This is a genomic window from Rossellomorea sp. ABR4_012 (assembly GCF_056159545.1).
The window spans coordinates 458,752-482,299 of the sequence record NZ_JBSWVK010000001.1 but is presented as its reverse complement, the minus strand read 5'-3'; the positions used below and the strand labels follow the sequence as shown (position 1 = coordinate 482,299).

General features: G+C 44.3%; 30 protein-coding genes and 1 riboswitch. Of the genes, 9 read left to right on the top strand and 21 right to left on the bottom strand.

The features are described from left to right. Window positions 1-24: 24 nt before the first annotated feature. The 3 genes from ACXAFV_RS02505 to ACXAFV_RS02495 are packed head-to-tail and all read right to left on the bottom strand — an operon-like array spanning window position 25 to window position 2,162. A complete protein-coding gene (locus tag ACXAFV_RS02505; RefSeq protein ID WP_475124231.1) occupies window positions 25-381 on the bottom strand; it encodes a VOC family protein in 357 nt (118 codons plus the stop codon). Between the two features lie 37 nt (window positions 382-418). Beyond that, window positions 419-1,435: an S-adenosylmethionine:tRNA ribosyltransferase-isomerase gene (locus ACXAFV_RS02500; RefSeq protein ID WP_475124230.1), complete on the bottom strand. Its 1,017-nt coding sequence runs from the start codon at window positions 1,433-1,435 to the stop codon at window positions 419-421. Continuing rightward, window positions 1,428-2,162: an SDR family NAD(P)-dependent oxidoreductase gene (locus ACXAFV_RS02495; RefSeq protein WP_475124228.1), complete on the bottom strand. Its 735-nt coding sequence runs from the start codon at window positions 2,160-2,162 to the stop codon at window positions 1,428-1,430. Before ACXAFV_RS02495 ends, ACXAFV_RS02500 begins: the two co-directional genes overlap by 8 nt. Window positions 2,163-2,358: 196 nt before the next feature. Further along, a riboswitch (ZMP/ZTP riboswitch) is annotated at window positions 2,359-2,457 on the top strand. 144 nt (window positions 2,458-2,601) lie between these two features. On the opposite strand from ACXAFV_RS02495, the gene ACXAFV_RS02490 reads away from it, so the two are divergent. The 4 genes from ACXAFV_RS02490 (at window position 2,602) to ACXAFV_RS02475 (ending at window position 6,215) form a co-directional block, all read left to right on the top strand. Next, window positions 2,602-3,459, top strand: a complete 858-nt coding sequence (locus ACXAFV_RS02490; protein ID WP_475124226.1) for a bifunctional 5,10-methylenetetrahydrofolate dehydrogenase/5,10-methenyltetrahydrofolate cyclohydrolase — start codon at window positions 2,602-2,604, stop codon at window positions 3,457-3,459. A 283-nt stretch (window positions 3,460-3,742) separates the two neighbouring features. Continuing rightward, window positions 3,743-5,287 carry an FAD-dependent oxidoreductase gene (locus ACXAFV_RS02485; protein WP_475124224.1) on the top strand — a complete coding sequence of 515 codons (1,545 nt, stop codon included), beginning with the start codon at window positions 3,743-3,745 and terminating at the stop codon, window positions 5,285-5,287. 144 nt (window positions 5,288-5,431) lie between these two features. Further along, window positions 5,432-5,566 (top strand): hypothetical protein, encoded by a 135-nt coding sequence (locus tag ACXAFV_RS02480; RefSeq protein ID WP_475124223.1) that lies wholly within the window; start codon window positions 5,432-5,434, stop codon window positions 5,564-5,566. A 127-nt stretch (window positions 5,567-5,693) separates the two neighbouring features. Further along, entirely contained in the window at window positions 5,694-6,215 is a 522-nt protein-coding gene (locus ACXAFV_RS02475; protein ID WP_475124221.1) for a DinB family protein, read from the top strand. Window positions 6,216-6,272: 57 nt separating this feature from the next. Here the strand turns inward: ACXAFV_RS02475 and msrA are convergent, their stop codons facing one another. The 3 genes from msrA to ACXAFV_RS02460 form a co-directional block, all read right to left on the bottom strand. Next, window positions 6,273-7,265, bottom strand: coding sequence for a peptide-methionine (S)-S-oxide reductase MsrA (gene msrA / locus ACXAFV_RS02470; RefSeq protein ID WP_475126043.1), 993 nt, complete (start codon window positions 7,263-7,265; stop codon window positions 6,273-6,275). Window positions 7,266-7,299: 34 nt separating this feature from the next. Then, window positions 7,300-7,629 (bottom strand): CHY zinc finger protein, encoded by a 330-nt coding sequence (locus tag ACXAFV_RS02465; protein WP_475124219.1) that lies wholly within the window; start codon window positions 7,627-7,629, stop codon window positions 7,300-7,302. A gap of 110 nt (window positions 7,630-7,739) precedes the next feature. After that, window positions 7,740-8,411: a haloacid dehalogenase type II gene (locus ACXAFV_RS02460; protein WP_475124217.1), complete on the bottom strand. Its 672-nt coding sequence runs from the start codon at window positions 8,409-8,411 to the stop codon at window positions 7,740-7,742. Window positions 8,412-8,575: 164 nt separating this feature from the next. Here ACXAFV_RS02460 and ACXAFV_RS02455 point away from each other — a divergent pair, with 164 nt between their 5' ends. The 4 genes from ACXAFV_RS02455 (at window position 8,576) to ACXAFV_RS02440 (ending at window position 13,455) form a co-directional block, all read left to right on the top strand. Next, window positions 8,576-10,048 (top strand): phospholipase D family protein, encoded by a 1,473-nt coding sequence (locus tag ACXAFV_RS02455; RefSeq protein WP_475124216.1) that lies wholly within the window; start codon window positions 8,576-8,578, stop codon window positions 10,046-10,048. 77 nt (window positions 10,049-10,125) lie between these two features. Next, complete coding sequence (locus ACXAFV_RS02450) at window positions 10,126-10,383, top strand: GlsB/YeaQ/YmgE family stress response membrane protein (RefSeq protein WP_475124214.1); 258 nt, start codon at window positions 10,126-10,128, stop codon at window positions 10,381-10,383. A gap of 815 nt (window positions 10,384-11,198) precedes the next feature. Then, complete coding sequence (locus tag ACXAFV_RS02445; RefSeq protein WP_475124212.1) at window positions 11,199-12,971, top strand: metallophosphoesterase family protein; 1,773 nt, start codon at window positions 11,199-11,201, stop codon at window positions 12,969-12,971. 148 nt (window positions 12,972-13,119) lie between these two features. Then, a complete protein-coding gene (locus ACXAFV_RS02440) occupies window positions 13,120-13,455 on the top strand; it encodes a hypothetical protein (RefSeq protein WP_475124210.1) in 336 nt (111 codons plus the stop codon). Between the two features lie 125 nt (window positions 13,456-13,580). Here ACXAFV_RS02440 and gvpU read toward each other — a convergent pair whose 3' ends face one another. From gvpU to ACXAFV_RS02365, 15 genes are all read right to left on the bottom strand, one after another. Next, on the bottom strand, window positions 13,581-13,982 hold the full coding sequence (gvpU, locus tag ACXAFV_RS02435; protein ID WP_475124208.1) for a gas vesicle accessory protein GvpU: 402 nt from the start codon (window positions 13,980-13,982) through the stop codon (window positions 13,581-13,583). Window positions 13,983-14,012: 30 nt separating this feature from the next. After that, window positions 14,013-14,834, bottom strand: a complete 822-nt coding sequence (gene gvpT / locus ACXAFV_RS02430; protein ID WP_475124206.1) for a GvpT/GvpP family gas vesicle accessory protein — start codon at window positions 14,832-14,834, stop codon at window positions 14,013-14,015. A 15-nt stretch (window positions 14,835-14,849) separates the two neighbouring features. Next, on the bottom strand, window positions 14,850-15,182 hold the full coding sequence (locus ACXAFV_RS02425) for a gas vesicle protein (RefSeq protein WP_475124204.1): 333 nt from the start codon (window positions 15,180-15,182) through the stop codon (window positions 14,850-14,852). 34 nt (window positions 15,183-15,216) lie between these two features. Then, the gene (locus ACXAFV_RS02420) at window positions 15,217-15,507 is read right to left on the bottom strand and encodes a gas vesicle protein K (RefSeq protein ID WP_475124202.1); all 291 of its coding nucleotides are present in this window, start codon (window positions 15,505-15,507) and stop codon (window positions 15,217-15,219) included. Beyond that, window positions 15,461-15,748 (bottom strand): gas vesicle protein, encoded by a 288-nt coding sequence (locus ACXAFV_RS02415; protein WP_475124201.1) that lies wholly within the window; start codon window positions 15,746-15,748, stop codon window positions 15,461-15,463. The genes ACXAFV_RS02420 and ACXAFV_RS02415 overlap by 47 nt, the downstream gene beginning before the upstream one ends. A 74-nt stretch (window positions 15,749-15,822) precedes the next feature. Further along, a complete protein-coding gene (locus tag ACXAFV_RS02410; protein WP_475124199.1) occupies window positions 15,823-16,629 on the bottom strand; it encodes a GvpL/GvpF family gas vesicle protein in 807 nt (268 codons plus the stop codon). A 10-nt stretch (window positions 16,630-16,639) separates the two neighbouring features. Then, entirely contained in the window at window positions 16,640-16,897 is a 258-nt protein-coding gene (locus tag ACXAFV_RS02405; RefSeq protein WP_475124197.1) for a gas vesicle protein GvpG, read from the bottom strand. After that, window positions 16,894-17,658: a GvpL/GvpF family gas vesicle protein gene (locus tag ACXAFV_RS02400; RefSeq protein ID WP_475124196.1), complete on the bottom strand. Its 765-nt coding sequence runs from the start codon at window positions 17,656-17,658 to the stop codon at window positions 16,894-16,896. Before ACXAFV_RS02400 ends, ACXAFV_RS02405 begins: the two co-directional genes overlap by 4 nt. Before the next feature lie 18 nt (window positions 17,659-17,676). Next, window positions 17,677-18,594, bottom strand: coding sequence for a gas vesicle protein GvpN (gene gvpN, locus ACXAFV_RS02395; protein WP_475124195.1), 918 nt, complete (start codon window positions 18,592-18,594; stop codon window positions 17,677-17,679). A 28-nt stretch (window positions 18,595-18,622) separates the two neighbouring features. Beyond that, window positions 18,623-18,889, bottom strand: a complete 267-nt coding sequence (gene gvpO / locus ACXAFV_RS02390) for a gas vesicle protein GvpO (RefSeq protein WP_475124194.1) — start codon at window positions 18,887-18,889, stop codon at window positions 18,623-18,625. A 255-nt stretch (window positions 18,890-19,144) separates the two neighbouring features. Next, window positions 19,145-19,405, bottom strand: coding sequence for a gas vesicle protein GvpJ (gene gvpJ / locus ACXAFV_RS02385; protein WP_475124192.1), 261 nt, complete (start codon window positions 19,403-19,405; stop codon window positions 19,145-19,147). A 24-nt stretch (window positions 19,406-19,429) separates the two neighbouring features. Then, window positions 19,430-19,921, bottom strand: coding sequence for a gas vesicle protein GvpQ (gene gvpQ / locus ACXAFV_RS02380; RefSeq protein ID WP_475124190.1), 492 nt, complete (start codon window positions 19,919-19,921; stop codon window positions 19,430-19,432). A gap of 39 nt (window positions 19,922-19,960) precedes the next feature. After that, entirely contained in the window at window positions 19,961-20,443 is a 483-nt protein-coding gene (gene gvpT / locus ACXAFV_RS02375; RefSeq protein WP_475124188.1) for a GvpT/GvpP family gas vesicle accessory protein, read from the bottom strand. 58 nt (window positions 20,444-20,501) lie between these two features. Further along, on the bottom strand, window positions 20,502-20,762 hold the full coding sequence (gvpA, locus tag ACXAFV_RS02370; RefSeq protein ID WP_475124186.1) for a gas vesicle structural protein GvpA: 261 nt from the start codon (window positions 20,760-20,762) through the stop codon (window positions 20,502-20,504). 901 nt (window positions 20,763-21,663) lie between these two features. Continuing rightward, complete coding sequence (locus ACXAFV_RS02365; protein WP_475124185.1) at window positions 21,664-22,032, bottom strand: DUF488 domain-containing protein; 369 nt, start codon at window positions 22,030-22,032, stop codon at window positions 21,664-21,666. A gap of 128 nt (window positions 22,033-22,160) precedes the next feature. On the opposite strand from ACXAFV_RS02365, the gene ACXAFV_RS02360 reads away from it, so the two are divergent. Further along, the gene (locus ACXAFV_RS02360) at window positions 22,161-23,495 is read left to right on the top strand and encodes an APC family permease (RefSeq protein WP_475124184.1); all 1,335 of its coding nucleotides are present in this window, start codon (window positions 22,161-22,163) and stop codon (window positions 23,493-23,495) included. Window positions 23,496-23,548: the final 53 nt, after the last annotated feature.

Below are 23,548 nucleotides of genomic sequence, written 5' to 3'. Positions count from 1 at the left end.
GCTGGAACCGGTTAAGACTAAAAATTACATGATTGAGATCAATTCAATTACTTCATCATCCGGCCCTTTGTAGAATACAGCTTTCCATCCATTATCAAGATGGATCGGACCTTCCAAGGGTTCCAATCCCAGATGAGAGAGACGCTTTGTCTCTCGTTCCAACTCTTCCACTTGCCATGCAAAATGGATAGTTGAGAAAGGTGAAGGATCTGCTTCACTGTCATAAATTAATTCCAGTCTTTCTTCTTCCCTTGATAAGAAAACAATGTGCTCACTCCCTAAGTCAGTGGAGAACTCCTCTTTAAAACCGAAATAAGTTTCATAAAACCTTTTTGATTGTTCCAGGTTCCTGACGTTGATCCCAATGTGATGCAGCTTCATGATTTCACCCCATTTCCCCGGACGCATACTTCCGCATTCAAAAAATCAAATTCATATCCCCAAACTCATGCCACATATATCCCTTCGCCAAAGCGCTTCGGTAGGCACGGAATAAATGCTCATCCCGGACAAATGCCCGCAGTAGGTCCAGGTGGCTCGCCTGCGGTTCATGAAGGCCGGTGATCAATCCGTCAACGACGCGTAAGGCACTTTCTTTTGTGATATACAGATTTGTCACGCCGCTCGCTTCAGCGAGTTCACCATCATGGTCTGCCGCAACGGTTTCAAGGGCGCGAACGACCGTCGTCCCAACCGCAATCACCCGGTTCCCTTCCTTTTTCGCTCTTCTTATGCTTTCAACCGTCCCTTGAGGGAGGTGATACTTCTCAGGGTGGTTCGTTGGAGTCGGCCAACGGTCATCACCGTAATAGCTGAGTCCCGCATGAAGCTGCAGAGGCACGACCTCGATCCCTTCCGCGCGAAGCTGTGAAATCAATTTCCAGGAGAATGCCCTTCCTGCAGAAGCCATTTCCACCGATCCCGGGACCGACCCGTATACAGTCTGGTATTTGTCGAGCGGCCACGGGGTATCGATGTATTCATAGCGGATCGGCTGCCCTTCTCGATATAAAAAATCATAAAAAGCCGCCCCTTCCACATTAAATGCCATACGGATCAAAGGCTCTTCACTCCCTTTTCCCGCCATGACGGCTTTTACCCCGTCACCGAATGAAATGGGCAGCAGGGTGTCATACATGCAGCCAAGAATCAAGGCATCCCATTCATTGCTGCTCACCTTTCGGGAAAGCCGGACTTCAACCTGCCGATTTCCCTGCTTCCCCTGAAGTGACGCCGGGATCGTCCTGCTGTTGTTGACCACCAGAATGTCCCCTTTTTTCAGCTGGGAGGGAAGCTGATCAAAGCGGGAATGCAGGCAGTCTCCACTTTTCCTGTTCAATACCATCAGTTTCACTTCATCCCTGTTCTTCCCCGTGAGCTCGATCGGTGCCGAGGCATTCAACTGTTCCGGTATGTCAAAGACCGCTTCATTCATGATCCTCACCCCGGTTCCACTGAAACTCCTGCGCTTCAAAACGTCTGCCGGACACATCGCGGGCAGCATCAGAAGCAAGATATAAGAAAACATCCATATGTTCATTCGGCTCAGCTAACGGATAATCACAGTCCGGTACGGCCTCGTCATGCATGTCGGTGTCCATTTCACCGGGATCCACCATGTTGATCCGCACGCCTGTGTCCTGAAGCTCATATGCCCATGTCTGGGTCAGTCCTTCCACAGCAAATTTGGATATTCCGTATGCTCCCCATTCTGCAAAACCGGTTTTTCCCGCTTCAGAGGTAAGGTTGATGACAGAACCCGCTTTTCTCATCAGCATCCCCGGCAGAACCCGTTTGGTCATGATAAATGGGTTGAATGTGTTGACTTTTAATACCTCAAGAAAATTGTCTTCAGGGTAATCTGTCAACAGCCTTGGACCTGGCCCGAAGATGGAAGCATTGTTGATCAGTACGTCAATTCTGCCGAACGCCTCCTCCGTCACCGAGACAAAACGATCGACATCCTTCAAAACCGATACATCCGCGGCTAACGCAACGACCTCAGCCCCTAATTCACGAATTTCCTCTTCCACTTCTTTTAAAGGAACCTCATTCCGGGCACATATTGAAAGTCTTGCCCCTTCACGTGCAAATTGCAGTGCTAATTCCTTTCCGAGTCCTTTTGAAGCTCCAGTAATCATCACAACTTTATTTTTTAACATTCTATTTTCCTCCTAAATCGTTTTGTTGCTTTTAGTTTATGAAAACGATGAACGCCGCAAATCGGCTATAAGGGAGGACTGAAGATAGAAAATTCGACCGGTATTCATTTCAGACTTATGATGGAGATTTTACAAGAACACGAACGATTTAACTGGATTTTTTATTTATATTCGTGTTACAATGAATTCGAACTTAATTAATAGCAGTGACTGGCGAAAACGTGGAACGAACCACAGGGGAGCTGCGACTTTTCATTTATCATTAGCCATAATGCCGTTCGCCTGGGCAAAGGCAAGGACATTCGTATGCCCTTGTCTTTTTTTTATTGGACTCTTTTCCCCTATTTTGTTGCTTTTCAGACTAGCCTTGTTTTAGAGGCAGACCTTCGAAAAGAAGCGAAACAGAAAACAGTCTTTTACATTTACAGGAGGGATTGCAATGGAACCATTAATTTTAGACGGAAAACGAGTAGCTGCAGAAGTGAAGGAAAGCTTGCGATTGAGAGTGTCTGCTTTAAAGGAAAAAGGGATCACGCCATGTCTTGCCACCGTGCTTGTCGGCGACGATTCTTCTTCGGAAACATACGTAAAAATGAAAGGGAATGCCTGCAGGAAAATAGGTATGGAGTCCCGCCGCATTCACCTTCCGAAGGAAACGACGACAAGTGAGTTGCTGAAAGTCCTCAACGAATTGAACGCTGATGAGGATGTACACGGCATCCTTCTACAACACCCTGTCCCTAAGCATATCGATGAGCGTGCCGCGTTCGAAGCGATTTCCATCGAAAAAGACGTGGATGGTGTAACGAGCCTCGGCTTTGGTCAGACATCCTTTGGTTTCGGCGAGTATCCATCATGTACACCTGCTGCCATCATGAACATCATTGATTTCTATGATATAAATGTCGAAGGAAAGCATGCCGTCGTAATCGGTAGAAGCCCGATTCTCGGCAAACCGGTGTCCATGATGCTGTTAAACCGCAACGCAACCGTCACGACCTGTCATTCATACACAGAAAATCTGCCAGAGATCATATCGCAGGCAGATATAGTAGTAGCCGCTGTCGGAAAGCCTTGCTTCATTCAAGGCGACTGGGTGAAAGAAGGCGCGGTCATCCTCGATGCCGGATACAATAAAGGGAACGTCGGCGACGTCGATTATGACTCTTGTTACAAAAAAGCCGGTGCGATCACTCCAGTCCCTGGCGGAGTCGGACCTGTAACCATCTCCATGCTTTTAAAACAAACCGTAGACTCTGCTGAAAAAACAGCAAAACTTCTCAAGAAATCTTCATAACTCATCGTTCGGATCAGAGGTTAGCTCTTTTATAAGGGCTAGCCTCTTTTTGTTTTCTTTTCCAAATCTCTGCTTATTCTTCCGATATTGGGGAAAAATGTGTAGAAACAAGAAAAGCGGAAGCGCCTTGTTCAGCCCCGACAAACGCTCTTGGGCCGACCAGTGAAGTCGCTCTTTGACTCCACCCGCCGGACCGAAACGTCTCGAGGGGCTAGGCGCTGGAGCTGTACAATTCTCAAATTATATTTGTACTTTCTAATAATTTTAAAAAAGGAGCAGATCCATGGACATTCAGAACAATCATTCATTCAATCAGCCGCCCGAGCCATTTTGGCGTGAATCGGCTCAGCTTCCTGTATTTCCGAAGCTTGCACAAAATATCAAGACCGATGTAGCCGTTGTAGGCGGAGGGATCGCCGGGATCACAACTGCTTATTTGCTGGCAAAAGGCGGTAAAAGGGTCGCCTTGATCGACGCAGGCCGGCTTGTCAATGGAACAACCGGACATACGACGGCAAAAATCACTGCCCAGCACGGACTGATCTATGATGAACTGATCAATCATTTCGGAGAAGAATTTACAAAGAAATATTACGAGGGAAACATGAAGGCCCTCTCTTTCATGGAAAACACCATTCAGACTGAAAACATTGAGTGCGATTACACAAAACAGGATGCTTATATTTACTCCACGACCGATGAATATAAGAAAAAGGTAGAGAAAGAATTTGAAGCGTATCTAAAGCTGGGGATAGACAGTGAACTGATGGAACAGCTTCCGATCGATCTCCCGATAAAAAATGCTGTCATCATGAGAAATCAGGCGCAGTTCCACCCTGTAAAGTATCTCAAGATGCTTGTTGACAGTATCGTCAACAATGGCGGCCAAATATTTGAACAGACATTGGCTAAAACCATCAACGAAGGAGAAAGTACACAGGTGGTGACGGAAGACGGCTATCACCTCGACAGTGAATATGTGGTGATCGCCACTCATTTCCCATTCTATGATGGGATGGGCGGCTACTTCGCCCGCCTCAAGCCTGACCGTTCGTATACGATCGGGGTGAAAACAAATAAAGAGTTCCCCGGGGGGATGTACCTCAGTGCCGAAGAACCGACCCGCTCCCTTCGCTACACAGAAGACGACAACGGCGATAAGCTTGTCTTGATTGGCGGCGATAACCATAAGACGGGACAAGGCAAAGACACGTTGGAGCATTACAATGCCCTTGAAGACTTCGGAAATAGAGTCCTCGGGATCGAGGAAGTGAAATACCGTTGGTCTGCACAGGACCTTATCACATTGGACAAGGTCCCTTACATAGGTCCTTTAACCAAAAAGCACCCCGCCATCCTCGTCGCTACCGGGTTTCGAAAATGGGGTATGACATTGGGGACACTTGCCGGGCAGATCCTTTCCGATCATGTGCTTGGTAATCATAATCTATACAAGGACCTCTTTACGCCATCACGATTTAAAGCCGACCCAAGCATTAAACGATTCACGAAAGAAAATGCCAACGTCGCTGCCCAATTGGTGAAAGGAAAGCTTGATATCCCGACAAAGAAAGCAGATGATATAAAAAATGGCGAAGGAGCCATTGTATTGGTGAACGGAAGACGATGCGGCGGATACAGAAACGAAAAAGGAGAGCTTTTCGTGGTGGATACCACCTGCACCCATATGGGCTGTGAATGTTCATGGAACCACGGTGATCACACGTGGGACTGCCCTTGCCACGGTTCCAGGTTTTCTACAGATGGGACAGTCATTGAAGGGCCTGCCACCGAACCGCTTAGCCGGCTCGAAGATCAACTCAAATAACGTCGAATATAGCCCGGGAAATATCACAGATAAAAACGAAATATGTCAGTTTTTGACGCAGTCCTGGCAATGATATAAAGGAATATTTCCGTCGGTAAGTTCTCACACTATAAAAGCAAGAGTATTTTTTTAGGAGGGGAAAGTATGGGCCGCACAAAGCAGGGAAACCGCAATGCACAGGCAAATACCAATGCTAAAAGAGGAAATCGCACAAGCTCTGAATTAGTGGAATTTACAACCGGGCGGGCCAAGCCTGAGAAGAACCGCCCTCAAGACTGATTTACGCAAAGTGCCCTTGAATATGTGATTCAAGGGCACTTTTTTATTTCTTCCTTATCCGAAAAGGAATACCAGCCGCTTATCCCGAATACACAAAGAGCAGACTATTTTTTGGGAGGAAGATGAAATGAAAGAACATATGGTGTTTCAACAAATGGACTTTATCCGAATGCGCACACTCGCCTTTTTAGATGCAACAACTGAAGAACAGGCTGACAGAATGCCGGATGGTTTCCGCAACTCGATTCGCTGGAATCTTGGCCATATCCTTTTATCACAAGAAAACCTTCTCTATTCTTTTACAGGAGAAAACGAAAGAAAAGGGATCCCTGCTCATTACAATGACCTGTTCGGCTTCAACACAAGTCCTTCGACGTGGAATGAAAACGGACTGACTCCTCCATCTTTAAAGGAGATTCGCGACCTGCTCGAAGATCAGCCGAAGAGAGTGAAAGAGGCATTCACCGGCCGTCTCGAAGAACAGGGTGAAAAGCCGTTCGACTTGGGAACTGCTTCATTCACTACATTGGGAGAGGTGCTGTCCTTTGCTAACTGGCACGAAGGACTCCACCAGGGGACCATCACTTCCATCAAACGGGTCCAGGGTGTTGAAAACCTGTTTGAGAAAGTGGAAGCAAAAGTGAAATAAAGTATATATCGGTACCCGATATATAAAACGTGCCCGCAGATTCCCTTGCGGACACGTTTATTTGTTCCCGTTGAATAGAATCAGAAAGTCCCCATATCCCTCGGCTTCCAGTCGTTCCTTCGGGATGAACCTGAGAGCTGCAGAGTTAATACAATACCTGAGTCCCTTTGGTCCCGGACCGTCCGTGAACACATGTCCGAGATGGGATTCCCCTTCCCTGCTTCTTACTTCCACGCGTGTCGATTTATGTGAAAGGTCATATCGCTCCCTCACACTCGCGTCCATCACCGGTTTTGTAAAACTGGGCCAACCGCATCCGCTGTCATATTGGTCTTTCGAGGTGAAAAGCGGTTCGCCGCTCACTACATCTACATATAAACCTTCCTCTTTATTATTCCAATATTCATTCTCAAAAGGCGGCTCCGTCCCGTTTTCCTGGGTGACATAGTATTGCATATCGCTTAGCGATACACGCAGATGCGAACGATCCTTCGGCCAATATGTCCGCATAAACTCTTCCCTTCCCGACCCTCTCTTGTACAACGCGTATCGGAAGGCATTTTTCTTATAAAAATCCTGATGATACTCCTCCGCTTCATAAAAGGCTTCAGCCGGAAGGATGTCCGTTACGATCGGCTTATTGAATCGGCCGCTTTCCGAAAGGTTTTTCTTTGATTGTATCGCCTGCTCCTTTTGTGATTCATCATGATAAAAGATCACGGTCCCGTAGGATTCACCGCGGTCCTTAAACTGACCGCCGGCATCTGTCGGATCGATCTGCTGCCAAAACAGATCCAATAACTTTTTGTAAGGAAACATATCGGGGTCGAATGTAATCTGCACCGCTTCAAGGTGACCCGTATCGCCCGTTATCACTTCTTTATAAGTCGGATTCTCGGTCTTCCCTCCTGTATAACCGGAGCGGATATCGAGAATCCCTTCCTGATCATCAAACGGCTCGACCATACACCAGAAACATCCGCCTGCAAAGGTCGCTTTCTCCTGTTTCATTTCAACACTCCTTCGTTTCACGTGGAACAAATCATTCATGCTCTCATTTTTACCACATGACCGCACTTTACCCTCACCCTTCAAAATAAAGATGATAATGAGTCTGACACCCCGGATTGAAAAGAGACCTGCAAAACGGACAGACCGATTGGCAGTTCATGTACTGCAGGACTGTCAGTTCATTCCGGCATTCCCCGCACAGTACAGCTTTTGTATTCCATTCATCCTTCGACCAGCGGACGGGCTCATGATCGGCCGTTTCCTCATGACAAAAATGGCATGGATAATATGTATAGCAGCACTTGAATTTTATGGCGATGATATCTTTTTCACTATGATAATGACGGCATCTGGTTTTTGAATCAACATCTACTCCCTTGACCACAACTTGTTGAGGCTCCATTCCAACACAGCTCCTTTTGAAAAGTCTTGTCTACTTTTTCGCCATCAAGGACGTGTTTACCTGTCACTAAATAAATTGGATACCAGCCAAAGCGGCTGATATCCATTCACTTATTCGGCATGATCCAGTATCCCGCGCAAATCCCGATATTCATAATCAGGCTTCACTCCAAGCTCGTCCATTTCCTTTCCCTGCCGATTGATCCAGGCGGTGTAGAAGCCGAAGCTTGCAGCACCTGCGATGTCCCACGTATTCGAAGACATGAATAAGACCTCTTCCCTTCTGACACCGAGTCTTTCAAGCACCAGCTGGTAAGACATCTGGGTCGGTTTGAACTGCTTCACTTCATCCACAGAAAGCACCTCATCAAGCAGTGAAGCAAATGGTGATTGTTCGACCAATGGAGACAGCATATCAAGTGACCCGTTGGAGAAAATCGCTGTTTGATAGGATTGAAGTTTTTCCAATACCTCTTCCGTTTCTTCATAATGGTTAAGCTTCAGGTAAGAATCCATCAATTCTCGTTCCGTGTCGCCCGAAAGCTCGGCACCCGCCTCCTTGCAGGCGTAACGGAGTGCATCCCGGGTAATCTCAAAGAATGTCGAATATCTGCCCATCAGTTGGCGTAAAAAGCTGTATTCCAGCTGTTTCTGCCTCCAAATCCCACTGATTGTATCTCCCTTGCCAGGAAATAATTCATTGCATTTCTCAATTACAGAATGTACATCGAACAGCGTACCATAGGCATCGAATACAAATGCCTTTATCTTCGGCTTTGTCATTTCGTTTCCTCCCCACAATCGTTTTAATGATTACTTACCTTCATGATATATGAGATTTCTTTTTAAACAAACTGATAGCCCTTGTACAAACCACTTTCAAATAGGATTCTATTGTCACCGTTAAGGGTATAGTAAGAAAAAAACAGAAGAACAGGGGAATTCAATTGAAAAAGAAACAAAAGTGGTATCAGAAGAAACGATGGTGGATCGGCGGGGCTGTCATTCTTATTCTTGCGGCAATCATGCTCTATCATCGGGTGAAGCCTCTTCCGCCGGGCATATCTTATGAAGGCGGCGTTCATACCCTTCCTCAAAAAGACGTGGAATTTTTGTACGATCTGACGTATGAAAAGAACGGCAAAGAAGTGTACGACCACTCCATCTTTGATGAAGTATACAAAACCATTGAGGAAGCGGACGATTTTCTCGTTCTTGATCTCTTCCTCGTCAATGGCTATACAGATGGCAAACGGCCTTATCCCAAGCTGAGCGAAAAATTGTCAAAAAAGGTACAGGAACAGATGAAGAAAAAACCTGACTTGAAGGTTGTCTTCATTACAGACCATGTCAATACGACCTATCGTTCACATACCGCTCATCAAATAGCGCCTCTAAAAGAGCTTGGTGCAGAAATCATCTATACGGACTTGAACAGGCTCCGCGATCCAAACATCATCTACTCAGCAGTCTGGAGAACCGCCCTCGGATGGTTTGGGCAGGAAGGGATCGGCTGGCTCCCGAACCCGATGGCTCCTTCAGCTCCAAAAGTGACAGCGCGGTCTTATTTAAAGTTACTGAACGTAAAAGCGAACCACAGAAAAACGGTGATCACGGAGGATGCAGGACTGATTCTTTCAGCCAATCCCCATGATGCAAGCGGATTTCATTCCAATATCGCCTTCAAAGTGAAGGGGGAGATCCTGAAGGACATGGTAAAAGCCGAAAGAGCGGTGGCGGCTTATTCCGATGGTGATAAAAGCGCTTTTCCGACAGATGAAGAGCTGGACAAGCTGATCAAGCCTGCCGGTTCGGGGGAAGGACCTTCTGTGAAGGCACAGATCCTCACAGAAAGCAAGGTTCAGGACCATGTCGTCAAAGCGATGGATGAGGCTGAAAAAGGGGATGAAATATGGATAGGGATGTTTTATTTAGCCGACCGCGACATCATTGACGCCATAGAGGACGCCGCAGAGCGGAAGGTTGAAGTACGGCTCGTGCTGGACCCGAACCAAAACGCATTCGGCCAGGAAAAAATCGGACTTCCCAACCTTCCGATCGCATCGGAACTCCATAATCTCAACAAGGAACACATCACCATCCGCTGGTATGACACAAACAAAGAACAATACCATTCCAAATTCATATATGTCAAAGGGAAGACGAAATCCACCGTCATCGGCGGGTCCACCAACTACACATCTAGAAACCTTGATGACTACAATCTTGAGGAAAACATCAAGCTGGTATCATCTACAGATAGTGAATTCATCCGTTCCATTGATGACTATTTCAAACGAATCTGGAATAACGAAGACGGTACGTATACGGTGGATTATGAAAAGTATCAGGACAAACTTCCTGCATTTAAATACATCATGTACTTTTTACAAAAAATCTTCCAAGTGACCACATACTAGAGGTTTAAATACTCTTAAACCGGGAATTACAAAACTAACAACAAATCTTATAAAAACGAAAAATGGAGGTAATAATTATGGGTTTCATCTTATATTTAATCGTTGGAGGAATCATTGGCTGGTTAGCCGGTTTGATTTTAGGTAAGAACGTTCCAGGCGGAGTCATCGGAAATATCATCGCGGGTATCATCGGCGCATGGATCGGCGGAGAATTACTGGGAAGCTTCGGTCCGGCACTGGCCGGAATTGCCATTATTCCAGCATTGATCGGAGCCATCATCTTCGTATTCCTTCTAAGCCTGTTATTAAGAGGAATGAGAAGAACATCGCATTAATGAATACGATTGGATTGGAAAGCTCCCTGAGAGTCATCTCGGGGAGCTTTTTGTGTGGCTTACGCGTGAAGAGTACTCACCGCGATGCGACAGCCCATTTTTCAATTCATGTTTGTTCCCGTTAATTAGAATCATTCTTAAAGGATCATAAAGCAGGAAAATGGATCGTATCTTTTGTCGAATGGATCATAAATCCACAGAATGGATCGTATTTCTTGAGAATGGATCATAAAATCACAGAATGGATCATATTTTTGTTTACACTTTCTAAAATCTCTAAAACAGCAACCTTTCAACCGGCAATTCCAGCTTCTTAAGAATTTCTGAGTGAACAGCCTCTAAAACGACTCGTTTCCAAGCTCATTTTAATAAGTTTCTAGTTTTAATTACCAATAACTCATTCCATCACAGTCCTACTCTGTCCATCTCTGCCAGAACTATTAACCACACCCTCATACTCTTTTTCCACACAACAAAAAAACAGCCCGCAGGCTGTTTTTCCACTTCACTTAATACGTCATCGATTTACGAGATCTTCTCTTATTCCGGAATTTTTTAAAGATCGGGTAGATGATAGGTCCCCATTTGATCAATCTTCCAATTAAACGTTTCATAAAAGGCAACCTCCTTTGTTATGTATTGTTTACCCGGTACAAAGGAAAAGAAAACCCCACTCGCCAATTAGAAACTTCGTACTCTTCTAGTAGATTCTTTGAATCACAAGTACTTTCTGGAAGTTTTGTTTTGTAATAGAGAATCCACACTCCATTTACAATTGCTTGCTACCCTAAAATCAAATAAAGGAGGTAGTAATGATGAAAAGTTGGTTCAAGAAAGGTCTAGTTTTATTAATTGTTTTATCTCTCATTCCAATTTCTGTCCAAGCGCTCGACACTCCTGGCAGCTCATCTGGAGAAAGAGATGGCGGAATAGGCGATACTACCAATTATTTGGATGCTGCACCGAATATCTCAGTAGATTCCAAGGTCAATCAAATTATTTATCCTCTCTTTGCCACCCCGGCGATCAAGAAGAAGGGTGAAACCCTCACTCTGAAGATTGATACACAGGGTAAAAAGGCAGGAGAATGGAACGTTAAACTAAAGCAAACCAATCACTCTTCGCTAACAAGCGAATATGAATTACCGGTACAATCCGTCAAGAAAGGACAATCTCACTGGAAGGACAGCTCTTCCATTATGGATGTCACAGTGCAGATTCCAGAAGGCACACCAGAAAAATTGTATGACTTGGAAGTGTCTTACACAGGAAATGGACAAAGAATCACAGACAAACAGCCTCATTCTGTAAAAGTGGTGGACGAGTATAAGAAGAATTTCACTTTCTTGCATGTAACAGACACTCATATCGGATCACCACGAAACCTAGGTGACCCGGATGACCCGGCCTCAACAGACCCGGCCCTGGCAAAAGAAGCCGGCATGTGGGATCCCGATCCGAATAAGCGCTGGCTTTATCTTCAGAAGGCGATAAAAGAGGTAAACTTGAAGAATCCTGATTTTGTAGTGGTTACAGGGGATTTAATGTACGGCCAAATGAACCCGCAGGAGTATATCTATGAGTATGAAGAAACATATAAAATGCTTCAAAAACTGAACGTCCCAGTATATATCGTACCTGGTAATCATGATTACTATGCTCAGGATGCGACTCTGGCCGATGGTGCGAAGTACTGGGAAAAATATTTCGGTCCGCAATACTTTTCGTTTGATTACGGACCATATGCACATTTCATTGGCTACAATTCATTTGATTGGCATAAATTCGACCGAAGCGGTCATGGTACCGTATCTGTTCCGACATGGGGCGGACAAATCCGGGAAGAACAATTAAATTGGGTTAAACAGGATCTGCAGAAGAATGCAGAAACTGCGCAGGCAGGTCAGATACGAGGGTTATTCTCTCACCATAATCCATTATGGCGCGACCGTGAGATTTGGCCGCAGGATGATCCGGAAGTTCAAAAATATTGGAAGCAATATGACGAAAAGCATAATCCTCAAACCCTTGACACATTGATACTTGGTGAAAAACTGGGGATCAAATATGATCAGCAATGGCACGGAGAAAATGCTCAGGAATTAATCGATGTGATGAAAAATAATAACGTGAACGTCAGTCTTCACGGGCATACCCATATAGATGATGTCACAGAACAAGACGGCATCCTATACACGACTACCACCGCTATTGAACTAACAGGGAAGCCTTGGGTAGGATTCAGGGATTTCACCGTAAAAGACGGACAGATCTCCTCTTATCATTATGATGAATCGGGTCATTCCATCCCGGTTTATGAGAACGGAGATACCAAAGGCGGCGTGATGTCCTATGAGGCAGACTACAAACACGCAAACGATGGAAGCTCGTCTTCTCAAGAGGCAACCGTAACGAATCGACTGAGTAAACCGCTGACGGTTACCGTACCCCTCTACATGAAGGAAGGCACATATAAAGCTTCAAAAGGCACGATCAAGCAAAACTATTCTTCTGAAGGTAAGCAGTACCTTGAAATAGAGGTGACTGTCCCTGCAAATTCAGCAGAGACTATCACCGTAAATCAATAGCATACTGAAGACCCTCTCCTTCTAAGGCGGGGGTCTTTTTTTCCTCGAAACCTTCCTCTTACTTCTAAAAACATCCTTCAAAATTGAAACAATTTCCATCTATACGTGGTTATATCTATAAATGAATTATTAAAGGGGGAAATATAATATGAAAAAACAATTAAACGGATTGTTCCTGTGTACCATCCTGTTCCTTTCCTTGACTGCATGCACAAGCCCCGACTCCGGCTTCAGCTCCAGCGAAGCAGCAAATTCACCGGAAATCACCCTGGAGGAATTCACGAAAATTACGAAAGGAATGGTACTCGGGGAGGTAATCGACATCATCGGCGGTGAAGGAAAGCAGCAGGGGGAGACGGGTAAAGCCGGTACAAAAGCCCATCAAGTGAGTTATGTATGGGACGGAGCCGATCCCAACTCATTCGTTCATATCAGCTTCCGAAACAACAAAGTTACTACAATCAAGGAAGTAAACATGAAATAATAATGTCAGAAAGCCCTTAGCGGCTTCTCTTACACTTCCATAACCTAAGAGAGAGGTTTTATCCTACCTTCCATAAACAAACGCCCAGAGACTGCTCCCTGGGCGTTTGTTTATATCTGATATTGTTATTTACTGCTTTTTGATTCAGATATCTTCCCTAAGAAGAATCCGTCGACTTCACTCAGCTTGCCCCTCCAGAGAATTTTCCCTTTTGAAGGAGTGGGCTTGTTGTCTCCGCAGTATACTTTCGTGTTTTTCAAATGAATGAAATTGGCTTCACTAAGGGCGCCGTCATCCACCTGCTCACCTGCCTTAACAAGCTCTTCACTCAGCTTCTGCGCAACATCGCTGCCGTCTTCAAAGTTTTCGCTCAGTGCGTCAAAGTAGTCTTTAGCAGAAATCAGTGTGCCTGAGATGACAGCCCCGTTTACATTCAGGGTGATGTCCAATGTAAAGTCATGCTTATTAGCTGCTTGTACAAAGAATTCCAGTATTGAATCTTTATTTGCACCAGATCCTAAGCTCATGTTCACTATTCCCTCCTGCCTGTCTATCAATTAAGAAGATGTGTCGTCATCACTTGAAAGTGTTGTTTCTTCGTCTTCGTTTTCATCTTCTTTTTTAGATGATTTTTTAGATTTTGAAGATTTGCGTGTAGAGCGTTTTTTGCTCTTTGATGAACCTGATTTGCCTTTCTTTTCACTCTTATTGTCTTCATCTTCATCATTCTCATCTTCAGCATCGTCTTCGTCCTTAGACTCATCTGAATCATCATCTTCTTCGTTATCGTCTGAGTCTTCGTCAGAATCCTCTTCTTCTTCGTCTGCTTTTTTCTTGGACGCTTTTTTCGTACTTTTCTTGGATTTTGATTCTTCATCATCATCGTCTTCTTCGTCTGCATCCTCATCTTTTTCAGTGAGTTTTGTCAGCATATCTTCCAGTTTTTGAAGTCGGTCGTTAAGCTGTTCGTTTTCTTGTTTAAGTGATTCATAGTCTTTGTCGCTGTTTGTCTCTTGCTCGTCAGATTGGTCTGTACTTAATGTTGTATCGCTTTCTTCTTCCATATTTTCATCCGTGTTTTTATCACGCTTGAACAGACCGGCTGTTGAAGTTTTCAATGAAGTGACCGCACTTCTTGATTTTTCCTTTGCTGCTTTTCCGAAGTCCAGGGATTTGCTTTTTAACTTTTCCTGATCGATTGAATCAAGCAGCTTTTTCCCGTTTTCAGGAGTGGCCAGATATCCGACGGTTGCTCCAAGGACACTGCCTGCTACTGTTCGCTTGATCGGACCGCTCATTCTTTTCTTCTTTTCATTTGTTGATTTATTATCTTGATTTTCTACGGTGGTGTCTTCAACTTTTGAGTTTTTTTCTGCCATGGTTAAACCCTCCGATTAGTTTGATTGATTACTAGTTTTCAAACGATTTGAATCCATCTTTTTTTCAAGTGACTCCAAGCGTTCCAGTAACTTTTTATTTTCTTCTTCGAGTGCTCGTGTATTGTTGTCAGCCGCTTTGGAGCTTAGGTAAGGATCGTTTTCCCACCAGTCCATGCCGATTTCCTTTGCCTTATCGACAGAAGCGACGATTAAACGGATTTTGATGGTCAAGAGCTCGACGTCGGCTATCCCGACCGTAATATCTCCGGCGATGACAACCCCTTTATCTAAGACTTTCTCTAAAACATCCACAATCGTACTTGACTGCATAGAATGTTCCATAGCCATGTTGTTGTCCTCCTTTGGCCCAAGTAGGAAGTGATTACAGCAGGCTTCCTAACGGCCCGAGATCTATATTAAGGTCTTCTGCATCCAGACCGAAAATTTCTTTTAATTCTTCCATTTTTTCTTCAAGATTCATCAGGGCAACTCCGAGATCCTCCACCTGCTGATCTGTCAGGGTACCGCCTTCCACACGCCGCATGGCATGCCTTTCGACGATTTGTCTGATTAACTCGATGACGGTGAGGACCAACTGTGCCAACCCGTCCTCAGGATTATTTGAATCAAAATTGATTCTGCTGCGCCCATTTGTTTGGCTGACCTGTTGCATCGATTAGTTCCTCCCTTTCTTTATCAAGTTTTTCGGAATTGATTTCTTTCCTTGTTCCGTTTTTATGCTGTACCAGTGTTTCCACCGAGGAAATTAATACTCTGAGATCTAAATAGACGAGATCGACACCTGCGATTGAAATCACGAGGTCCCCTTTAATGGCTACACCTTTATCGAGAATCACGTCTAAAATGTCTATGAGTGCAATATCTTTGTTTTCAATCGATTCTCTTACTGTCATAGCTCACATTCCCTTTCTATTCTCTCTAATACTTCTTTAAATTCCCTCTGCGGTCATTCCTGAAACAGCCAAATTTATGAAAAACTTGAGAAGTGGTAAGGCGGCCATGGGCCCGAAGCTTCAAAGCTCCAGCCTCTTTTCTCGAGTTCTTCTTTATATCGATTCACTTCCTCGATGAAGTCATCCACTTTTTCTTCAGCAATTAGAAACACACTGTTCCAGGCCATGTTTTCCTGACGTCCGGTGACGTCCTTGCCCCAATTTTTCTTTACACTGCCTTCGAGCGCCTTTTCTTTCAACTTTTCATGGACTTCTTCACAGATACGGTTTTTTTCGTTTTCGAGTTCCTGATCGATCAGCTGATCTATTTTCTTCTTTTCAAAAAATTGTCTTCCCTTTGGAAGCTCGCTGATTTCTTTTCGTTTTTCCTCTATTGCCGGATTGCTTTTGCTTACTTCTTCCCTGAGTTCTTTATCATTGCAGAATATCTTCAGGTTCCATTCTTCATTGCCCTTCAATCTAGAAAAAGTGCTTAAAAGCTTTTGTCGGCTGCTTTCGATGGTGTCCTTTAAGCTGTCCTTGTTTTTGTATAGAGTACAGAATTTCAAAGGGACGATCGTATACATCTTCGACACCATCAATACGGTTTCATGATGATGGAATGCTTTCTCCTGCAGCCATTCCATATCATTTTCAATCTTATCCTTTAACTCTTCTTCCGAATGCCTTTCGGAATCAATCGTGCACACAATGGCTGTCACATCACCAACTGCGATGGTGTAAAGCTCGTTTTCACCATCAAAACCTGTTATGGAGGGAAGCGATTGATCATTTGCTTCTTTCGTTGGGATTAAGCCATATAAATAAAGTAAATCGCTCATTCTTTCACCCTCATTCCTTCATCTTCGTCAATTCTTCCCATTGCTCCATTTCGCGCTTCTTCGCAATTTCATAACGTGCAAGCAGCTCATCTTCTTTTTCCTGAAAGGCTTCTTCAGGGATTTCACCAAGCTCATACATCATTTGAAGCTGAATCAGCTTTTGTTGGATGGTAGGAAGGTCGTATAGTTCCTTGTCTGCTTCTTCTTTGATCTTTTCTCCGACTTTTATGACCATATTAATTGGCGCACTGACCAATTTATGGATCATCCCGCTTCCTCAACCTTTAAGCGGATGTTTACGAAGTTATACGCCGGCCATGGACCGCTATAATGAAAGTCGACCTTATCCTTCCACTTTTCATGAGCTTCATTCACTTTCTGATCGAATAATTCTTCTTTATCGCGATCGATCAGGAATGCTGCATTGAGAAGCATCGTTTCGCTCGAAGGCTCATTTACTTTCGCTGCCTCGGCAGTTTCTTCAAGGGGTTCGAAGATTTCTTTCTTCATTTCCTCTTGAAGCGATGTAAAGAGCTTTTGAGCCATGCCGCCAAGCTTGATGCGATCATAATAAGCGGCGGATTCTGATTTCCCTTTTACAGAAGATGACATTTTCTCCATTTCAGGATTCTCTTTCACCATTTTTTCAAGATATTCTTTCTTACCGATCACCTTGAGACCCAGCTCGATTTTCCCTTTGATGGCCGGGAAGAGCTTTTCAAATTGAGGGTAAAGATTTTCAAGCAGAGCCTCTACATCCTCTTTACTTTGAAAAACGTTACCGAAACTGATCGGAATAACGGTGTCATACTGGCTCATCACTTTGGATACCGTTTGCTGGTGCATCAGCAGATTGTCTTTCTTTGGGTGATAGATCTTCATTGGCACTTCAGCTGCCACCATCGCGGCATCTTTGTATTTGATTGTAAAGACGTCACGCGTTTCTCCTTCTAACTCCACTGATCCCAACGCTTCATCCTTATCCGTCTGAATCGCACAAAATACATATATTCCATTCTCTTGGCTCATGGGTAGACTCTCCTTTGTTTATCTGTTCACGCTTTCGCATGCATCTATAATCAATTGTTCCGCTTTTTCTCTAGGGTTATCGGCTTCAATGCCGCGTTTCATGCTGTTACCTGCTATATCGATACATAGACGTTGAAACTCTTTGTTTTCCCCGTCTATGGGAATGTCTAATTCAATGGCGAGTCTTGCAATCATCAGCGATGCACGCAAGCTCGGCCCGTGTTCGTTTTCCTTTGTACATTGATCACGCAAAGTAGAAATAATGGCAGTAATGGTCCCTGCCTCTTCTATCACCAGGTCCGCTTTCTCCGATACGATCAAGGCTTCACGTTCACTGTCCATAAAATCGACCGGGATGGTGATCATCCTGTCCAACAGGGCATCCTGCGTATCATAGACCCCTGCATACTCTGCAGGATTACTCGTAAAAATCACTGAAAATTCCGGGTGGACCTTCACGAACGGTTCCGTTAATTTCGTCCCATATAATGGGATGACTCCCTCTTCTAAAATTGATAAAAAGATATTATTCGTTGTCGGCTGTGACCTGGTGAATTCATCGTAAACGAGGGTATAGCCATTTTTTGCTGCTTCTAAAAGCCGGCCGTCCCTCCAGGTCTCCGTTACACTTTCATCCTTTTTATAAACAGATCGTACATATTGGTCGACAACCTTTTTACTTGTATAGCCCGTAAAGTCACCGATCAAATCTCGATTATTTAATTCATGATTTCCGTGTATGAGCATGACGGGCCGCTTTCGTTTCTTGGCTAAAGCGAGCGCAAAGGAGGTTTTCCCGGCTCCCGAGGGGCCTGTAAAATGTACAGGGTAACCAGCTTTAAGATAATGCAGCGAGCGGGTCATCAATTCCTTCGTTTCATCATCCTGTACGATGGCCCTGCTGTCTTTTTTGATACTGTTCCGTAAGACTGTCACGTTGGTTCTCCCTCCTACTCACTTGCCGCTACATTTCCTGTCCAATCGCACTTCTGTAACGAATATCAAGGCGTTTAAACGATACGACTTCCTTATCTTTATCCAGAAGTACTTCATACGTGCCGAGCATTTCATCTTTGGCGTATTTCTTCATGTATTCCTTTTCTTCGATGACTTCCACCATCACTCGCCAGCCTTCCTCTTCCCTTACTTCAACCGAAGTAATTTTATGGACGGGAGCTACGTGTTCATTGAAGAAATCGGATACATTCCCCATGATTTCTTTGATTTTCATAATGGCCTCCTTACTAGAAAAGCGTAAGCGCCTTGGTCAGCCCCGACAAGCGTTGGAGCTCTGACCAGTGAAGTCGCTCTTTGACTCCACCCGCCGGAGCGAAACGTCTCGAGGGGCTAGGCGCTGGAGCTGGATATTTCTCAATAGAAATTTTACATTCTTACAATATAAAAAAAGGGAAAGGGGGATCCGGTGTGGATCACCCTGGAGACCCGTTATTGGGTCCCCTTTTTAACTACCCCTTAACATCAAGCACTAAATACTGAATTGTGAACTTCTTTCATTTTCCTGAGTGGCAAGGCCGTTTTCTTCCACATCATCACGAAGCAGCCCGACTGCCTCGGCATAACGCAACCATGTGTCCACACTGGCGATTACGACTCTCGCTTCAACTGTTAAAATTTCGATTCCGACTACCGATACCCTTGCGAAGGCATCGATGACGATCCCTTTATCGAGAATACGGTCAATAACCTCTGCTAAACTTGAACTGTCTGTTGTTTTTTGGATTGCCATTTAAAAAATCTCCCTTCGGTGCTTTTACCTTGAACTGATGGTTTTGATGTCTGTCGATGATTTAATATTGGTGGAGCTTTTGATATCAGTGGAACTTTTGATGTTCATCGAGCTCTTGATATCATTTACTCCCTTGATATCCGAGACACTTTTCAGTTTGGTCTTGTCTTTATTCGATGAAGAGATTTTATCTTGAAATTCTTCACCGGCTTCCTTGGCATTCCCCAGCTTCTCACGGACGGAAAGCAGTACATCCTGTACTTTTTCCTTTGCTTCCTCCGCTTTTGTGTGAACCTTGTCTGCGTTTTTATCCTTCGCTTTTTGAAGCTTTTCAGAAGCCTCGTCTGCTTTAGATTGAATACCGTCTTCAACTTTGTCCTGGACGCCTTCCACAAACTTTTCCTTGGCTTTTTCCTTGACCTTGTCTTTTACCTTATCCTTGACCGGTTCCGGGGTGTGTTCGACGATTGTTTCAGCCATTTTGCCGGCTGCTTTTTTTGCTGCTGACTTACCCATGTCATTCCCCCTTCGGAAACGCCCAGTTAAGTTGGACCGTTACTTTTTTGACTCCACAAGGCTGCTGAGCATTTCTTCGATTCGTTCCAATCGCTCATTCAGATTCTTGTTTTCTTCTCTTATTTCTTCAATTTCATCGTTTTGCACAGTAGCCGACGTTTCTTCCTGCGCCTGCTCTGCTGTGTCTTCTTTTTTCTTATTGAAAGGCAATAACCCGTTTTCGTATTTGCTCATGTACCCTGTAGCGGTCTGCCTTAAAGTAATAAGTGCCTGTTCCGTAATGAATTCCTGTGCGGTTCGGCGCAGTTCGCTTCCTGCTATGCGCACGACTTCTGATTTCCCCAGACTGCCTACCACCTTTTTACCAGTGCCGGGATGACTCAACAGCCCGACGCCTGCTCCGACAACACCGCCGATGATGGCGTAATTTACATTCATGCCTGAGCGTCCGCCATTTTTTGTTTCGGTTTGGTTATTTTGTTCTTCCTGATTTGTTTTTTCCTGCTTTTCCTTTTCTGCCATCTTTCATCCTCTTTTCTTAAGACTGTTTTATTTAAAAAATTGTTGGTAATTTCAATTGTTAGATGCTGAATTGTGAGTTTCTTTCATTTTCCTGTCTTGCAAGACCTTCTTCTTCAACCTCATCGCGGAGGAGTCCGACTGCTTCAGCATAGCGCAGCCACGTATCCACACTTGCAATGACCACTCTTGCTTCGACTGTAAGAATTTCAATCCCCACAAGGGAAACCCTTGCAAAGGCATCGATCACAATTCCTTTATCCAAAATCCTGTCAATTACTTCAGCGAGACTGGAACTGTCAGTACTCTTTTGAATACTCACTCTTTCACTCCTCTCATAATGGAAGTTGTCTGATTCAAAATTCACTTCAGTCAGACGCTGTCAAAGATCCATTTCACTACGATTTGTTATGCGGTTTACAACGTGTATACCTCGATTCATCCAACCTAAAACCCATGCTGGATAATACTTGAAAATAACTGGCATTTTTTATACATGTTTTAAATCGATGTGCTGGATTTGTAACGAGTGGAGAGCTGGATTCTCAAGGATTTTTACGTGTTGGAGGTGGAGATACTAGTCAATTAAGACAAATTGATTACATTTAAATGATTTTTGTTTCAGGGGTGTTTTGATGAGTTGAGGAGGTATGAGCAGCTGTGGAAACTGTGTTAAAGAGTTCTACTAACGCCGTTGATTTTCGTGAAGGACTTCGCTTTCCGCGGGCGGGCTGGGAGCCTCCTCGACATTCGCCTATGGGGTCTCCCCAGCTTCGCTTTTCCGGCAGGAGTCTTCGTTTTGCACTCTAATCTACAGCTTATCGAACAACATGAAAATAAGAGCATTTATACAAATAATTCACCTTGAACATCAAGATTTTCTTGGATTCTCAATCTTTCCTAAGATCCTTAAAAGATTATTAAGTTAAAAAGGTATCAATTTCAATGAAAAAACTGACTTACGAAAATCATTTTTTGATTTATTAGCGAGAATTGAAGTTTTATTATCGAATTTTAAAAGATTATTATCGATATCGGCAATTTTATTATCAAAAAGTTTTTAAAGATCATTTTTACTATCGAAACAAGCTTCTTATTATCTAATAAACTTTATTGTTATCGATCACATCACTTTATTAACATCCCCTTCGTTGAACAACTCTGATCAATTATTCCTTACAAAAATTCACCGCTTATCGCAAAGCCTGCAAATTACCCATCCCCTACACCTGCTGACGATCAAGGATCTCCTTTAAAACAATGGCATGGTTATGCTTTTCATCCTTTGCTCCATAGATCAGGCTTACTTCTTTATTCTCTTCCTGCACGATCCTCTTCAACCCTTCCAAGGCTTCTTGTTTGTCTTCATCATTATTCAATTCATCTTTATATTTCTCTTTAAACTCATTAAATTTCTCAGGATCATGATCGAACCATTTGCGCAATTCGGATGAGGGGGCCACTTGTTTCATCCAGTGATCGATGCTTAGGTTTTCCTTCGATTTACCCCGCGGCCATAGTCTGTCGACAAGGACGCGGACCCCGTCCTGTTCCGATTTTTCTTCGTATGCTCGTTTTATCTTGACCGGCATTCAATATCACTCCTTTTCTGTATTTATACCCTCAGACTATAACACACAACGATTTCTGCATTTTAATTGCATACTCCATGGGTATACAAGATACATACACGTGAAATTCTAGCTTGTGAGGTGGAAAAATGTCAGATTCAGATTACAAAAAAGATAGTATCTCACTTACGGGTGCCGTCGGACTCGGCACCGGTGTGATGATCAGTGCAGGGATATTCGCACTGCTCGGCCAGGTGGCAGAGCTTTCAGGCGCCTGGTTTCCGCTTATATTTATTGCCGGGGGAATGGTGACCGGCTTCAGTGCATATTCCTATGTGAAAATGAGCAACGAGTATCCTTCAGCAGGCGGAATAGGTATGTTTTTAGTGAAAGCGTACGGGAAGGGGACACTGACTGCTTCTGCTGCGTTGTTGATGGCTTTTTCGATGGTCATCAATCAAAGCCTTGTGGCAAGGACATTCGGTACCTATACACTGCAGCTGGTAAACGGGGAGCAGCCTGATTATCTCATTCCCTTATTGGGTGTGGGTTTATTGACGTTTGCGTTCCTTGTGAACATTTCAGGAAACAGCTTCATCCAAACCTTCACCGGTATCGCTTCCCTCATCAAGATTGCAGGTTTGGCCATTTTCGCGATTGCCGGATTATGGGTGGTTGGATTCACATTTCAGCCTTCAGAAGGTGGAGCGAACCCTCCTGATCCTTCCATGGCAAGCTATATCGCAGCTGTCGCCTTGACGATCCTGTCCTTTAAAGGCTTTACGACGATCACCAATAGCGGTTCGGAAATCAAGAAGCCAAAAAAGAATGTCGGAAGAGCGATTACGATTTCTATTTTAATTAGTCTGGTTGTTTACTTGCTGCTGGCATGGGCCGTTTCAAGTAATTTATCCCTGACTGAAATCATCAAAGCGAAGGATTATGCGCTCGCTGAAGCTGCCCGGCCGGCATTTGGCGGTGCAGGACTGTGGTTTACCGTCATTATCGCCATCATTGCGACCATCACAGGGATCATCGCGAGTGTATTTGCCGTTTCCCGCATGCTCGCCATGCTGACGGATATGAAATTGATTCCGCATAAGCACTTCGGCATGCCGGGAAGGATCCAAAAGCACACCCTAGTCTACACCATTGTTGCCGCGATGGTATTGACCATCTTCTTTGATTTAAGCAGAATTGCTTCCATGGGTGCCATTCTCTATCTGGTCATGGATATGATGGTCCATTGGGGTGTCTACAAGCATCTGCGAGGCAAAGTGAATGCCAACCCTGTGATCGTCCTCACTGCCCTTATTCTCGATGCCATTGTCCTTGGAGCATTCATTTGGGTAAAAGCGCAGGCTGACCTGCTAGTAGTCGGTGTATCAATCGTATTTATGATGTTCATTTTTGCAGGAGAACATTTCTTCCTGAAAAAGCAGGATCCCGATGAAAAAGATGCCCACACATCCCATGAACACTAAAAAAAGGCCCGTCCTTCACCGCTTTAAAGCAGCGAGGGACGGGCCTTTGATTT

What these genes read in the sequence shown, in the direction of transcription:
- ACXAFV_RS02505 (WP_475124231.1), bottom strand. Translation starts at nt 381, where the DNA reads ATGAAGCTGCATCACATTGGGATCAACGTCAGGAACCTGGAACAATCA.
- ACXAFV_RS02500 (WP_475124230.1), bottom strand. Translation starts at nt 1,435, where the DNA reads ATGAATGAAGCGGTCTTTGACATACCGGAACAGTTGAATGCCTCGGCA.
- ACXAFV_RS02495 (WP_475124228.1), bottom strand. Translation starts at nt 2,162, where the DNA reads ATGTTAAAAAATAAAGTTGTGATGATTACTGGAGCTTCAAAAGGACTC.
- ACXAFV_RS02490 (WP_475124226.1), top strand. Translation starts at nt 2,602, where the DNA reads ATGGAACCATTAATTTTAGACGGAAAACGAGTAGCTGCAGAAGTGAAG.
- ACXAFV_RS02485 (WP_475124224.1), top strand. Translation starts at nt 3,743, where the DNA reads ATGGACATTCAGAACAATCATTCATTCAATCAGCCGCCCGAGCCATTT.
- ACXAFV_RS02480 (WP_475124223.1), top strand. Translation starts at nt 5,432, where the DNA reads ATGGGCCGCACAAAGCAGGGAAACCGCAATGCACAGGCAAATACCAAT.
- ACXAFV_RS02475 (WP_475124221.1), top strand. Translation starts at nt 5,694, where the DNA reads ATGAAAGAACATATGGTGTTTCAACAAATGGACTTTATCCGAATGCGC.
- msrA (WP_475126043.1), bottom strand. Translation starts at nt 7,265, where the DNA reads ATGAATGATTTGTTCCACGTGAAACGAAGGAGTGTTGAAATGAAACAG.
- ACXAFV_RS02465 (WP_475124219.1), bottom strand. Translation starts at nt 7,629, where the DNA reads ATGGAGCCTCAACAAGTTGTGGTCAAGGGAGTAGATGTTGATTCAAAA.
- ACXAFV_RS02460 (WP_475124217.1), bottom strand. Translation starts at nt 8,411, where the DNA reads ATGACAAAGCCGAAGATAAAGGCATTTGTATTCGATGCCTATGGTACG.
- ACXAFV_RS02450 (WP_475124214.1), top strand. Translation starts at nt 10,126, where the DNA reads ATGGGTTTCATCTTATATTTAATCGTTGGAGGAATCATTGGCTGGTTA.
- ACXAFV_RS02445 (WP_475124212.1), top strand. Translation starts at nt 11,199, where the DNA reads ATGAAAAGTTGGTTCAAGAAAGGTCTAGTTTTATTAATTGTTTTATCT.
- ACXAFV_RS02440 (WP_475124210.1), top strand. Translation starts at nt 13,120, where the DNA reads ATGAAAAAACAATTAAACGGATTGTTCCTGTGTACCATCCTGTTCCTT.
- gvpU (WP_475124208.1), bottom strand. Translation starts at nt 13,982, where the DNA reads ATGAGCTTAGGATCTGGTGCAAATAAAGATTCAATACTGGAATTCTTT.
- gvpT (WP_475124206.1), bottom strand. Translation starts at nt 14,834, where the DNA reads ATGGCAGAAAAAAACTCAAAAGTTGAAGACACCACCGTAGAAAATCAA.
- ACXAFV_RS02425 (WP_475124204.1), bottom strand. Translation starts at nt 15,182, where the DNA reads ATGGCTATGGAACATTCTATGCAGTCAAGTACGATTGTGGATGTTTTA.
- ACXAFV_RS02420 (WP_475124202.1), bottom strand. Translation starts at nt 15,507, where the DNA reads ATGCAACAGGTCAGCCAAACAAATGGGCGCAGCAGAATCAATTTTGAT.
- ACXAFV_RS02415 (WP_475124201.1), bottom strand. Translation starts at nt 15,748, where the DNA reads ATGACAGTAAGAGAATCGATTGAAAACAAAGATATTGCACTCATAGAC.
- ACXAFV_RS02410 (WP_475124199.1), bottom strand. Translation starts at nt 16,629, where the DNA reads ATGAGCGATTTACTTTATTTATATGGCTTAATCCCAACGAAAGAAGCA.
- ACXAFV_RS02405 (WP_475124197.1), bottom strand. Translation starts at nt 16,897, where the DNA reads ATGATCCATAAATTGGTCAGTGCGCCAATTAATATGGTCATAAAAGTC.
- ACXAFV_RS02400 (WP_475124196.1), bottom strand. Translation starts at nt 17,658, where the DNA reads ATGAGCCAAGAGAATGGAATATATGTATTTTGTGCGATTCAGACGGAT.
- gvpO (WP_475124194.1), bottom strand. Translation starts at nt 18,889, where the DNA reads ATGAAAATCAAAGAAATCATGGGGAATGTATCCGATTTCTTCAATGAA.
- gvpJ (WP_475124192.1), bottom strand. Translation starts at nt 19,405, where the DNA reads ATGGCAATCCAAAAAACAACAGACAGTTCAAGTTTAGCAGAGGTTATT.
- gvpQ (WP_475124190.1), bottom strand. Translation starts at nt 19,921, where the DNA reads ATGGGTAAGTCAGCAGCAAAAAAAGCAGCCGGCAAAATGGCTGAAACA.
- gvpT (WP_475124188.1), bottom strand. Translation starts at nt 20,443, where the DNA reads ATGGCAGAAAAGGAAAAGCAGGAAAAAACAAATCAGGAAGAACAAAAT.
- ACXAFV_RS02365 (WP_475124185.1), bottom strand. Translation starts at nt 22,032, where the DNA reads ATGCCGGTCAAGATAAAACGAGCATACGAAGAAAAATCGGAACAGGAC.
- ACXAFV_RS02360 (WP_475124184.1), top strand. Translation starts at nt 22,161, where the DNA reads ATGTCAGATTCAGATTACAAAAAAGATAGTATCTCACTTACGGGTGCC.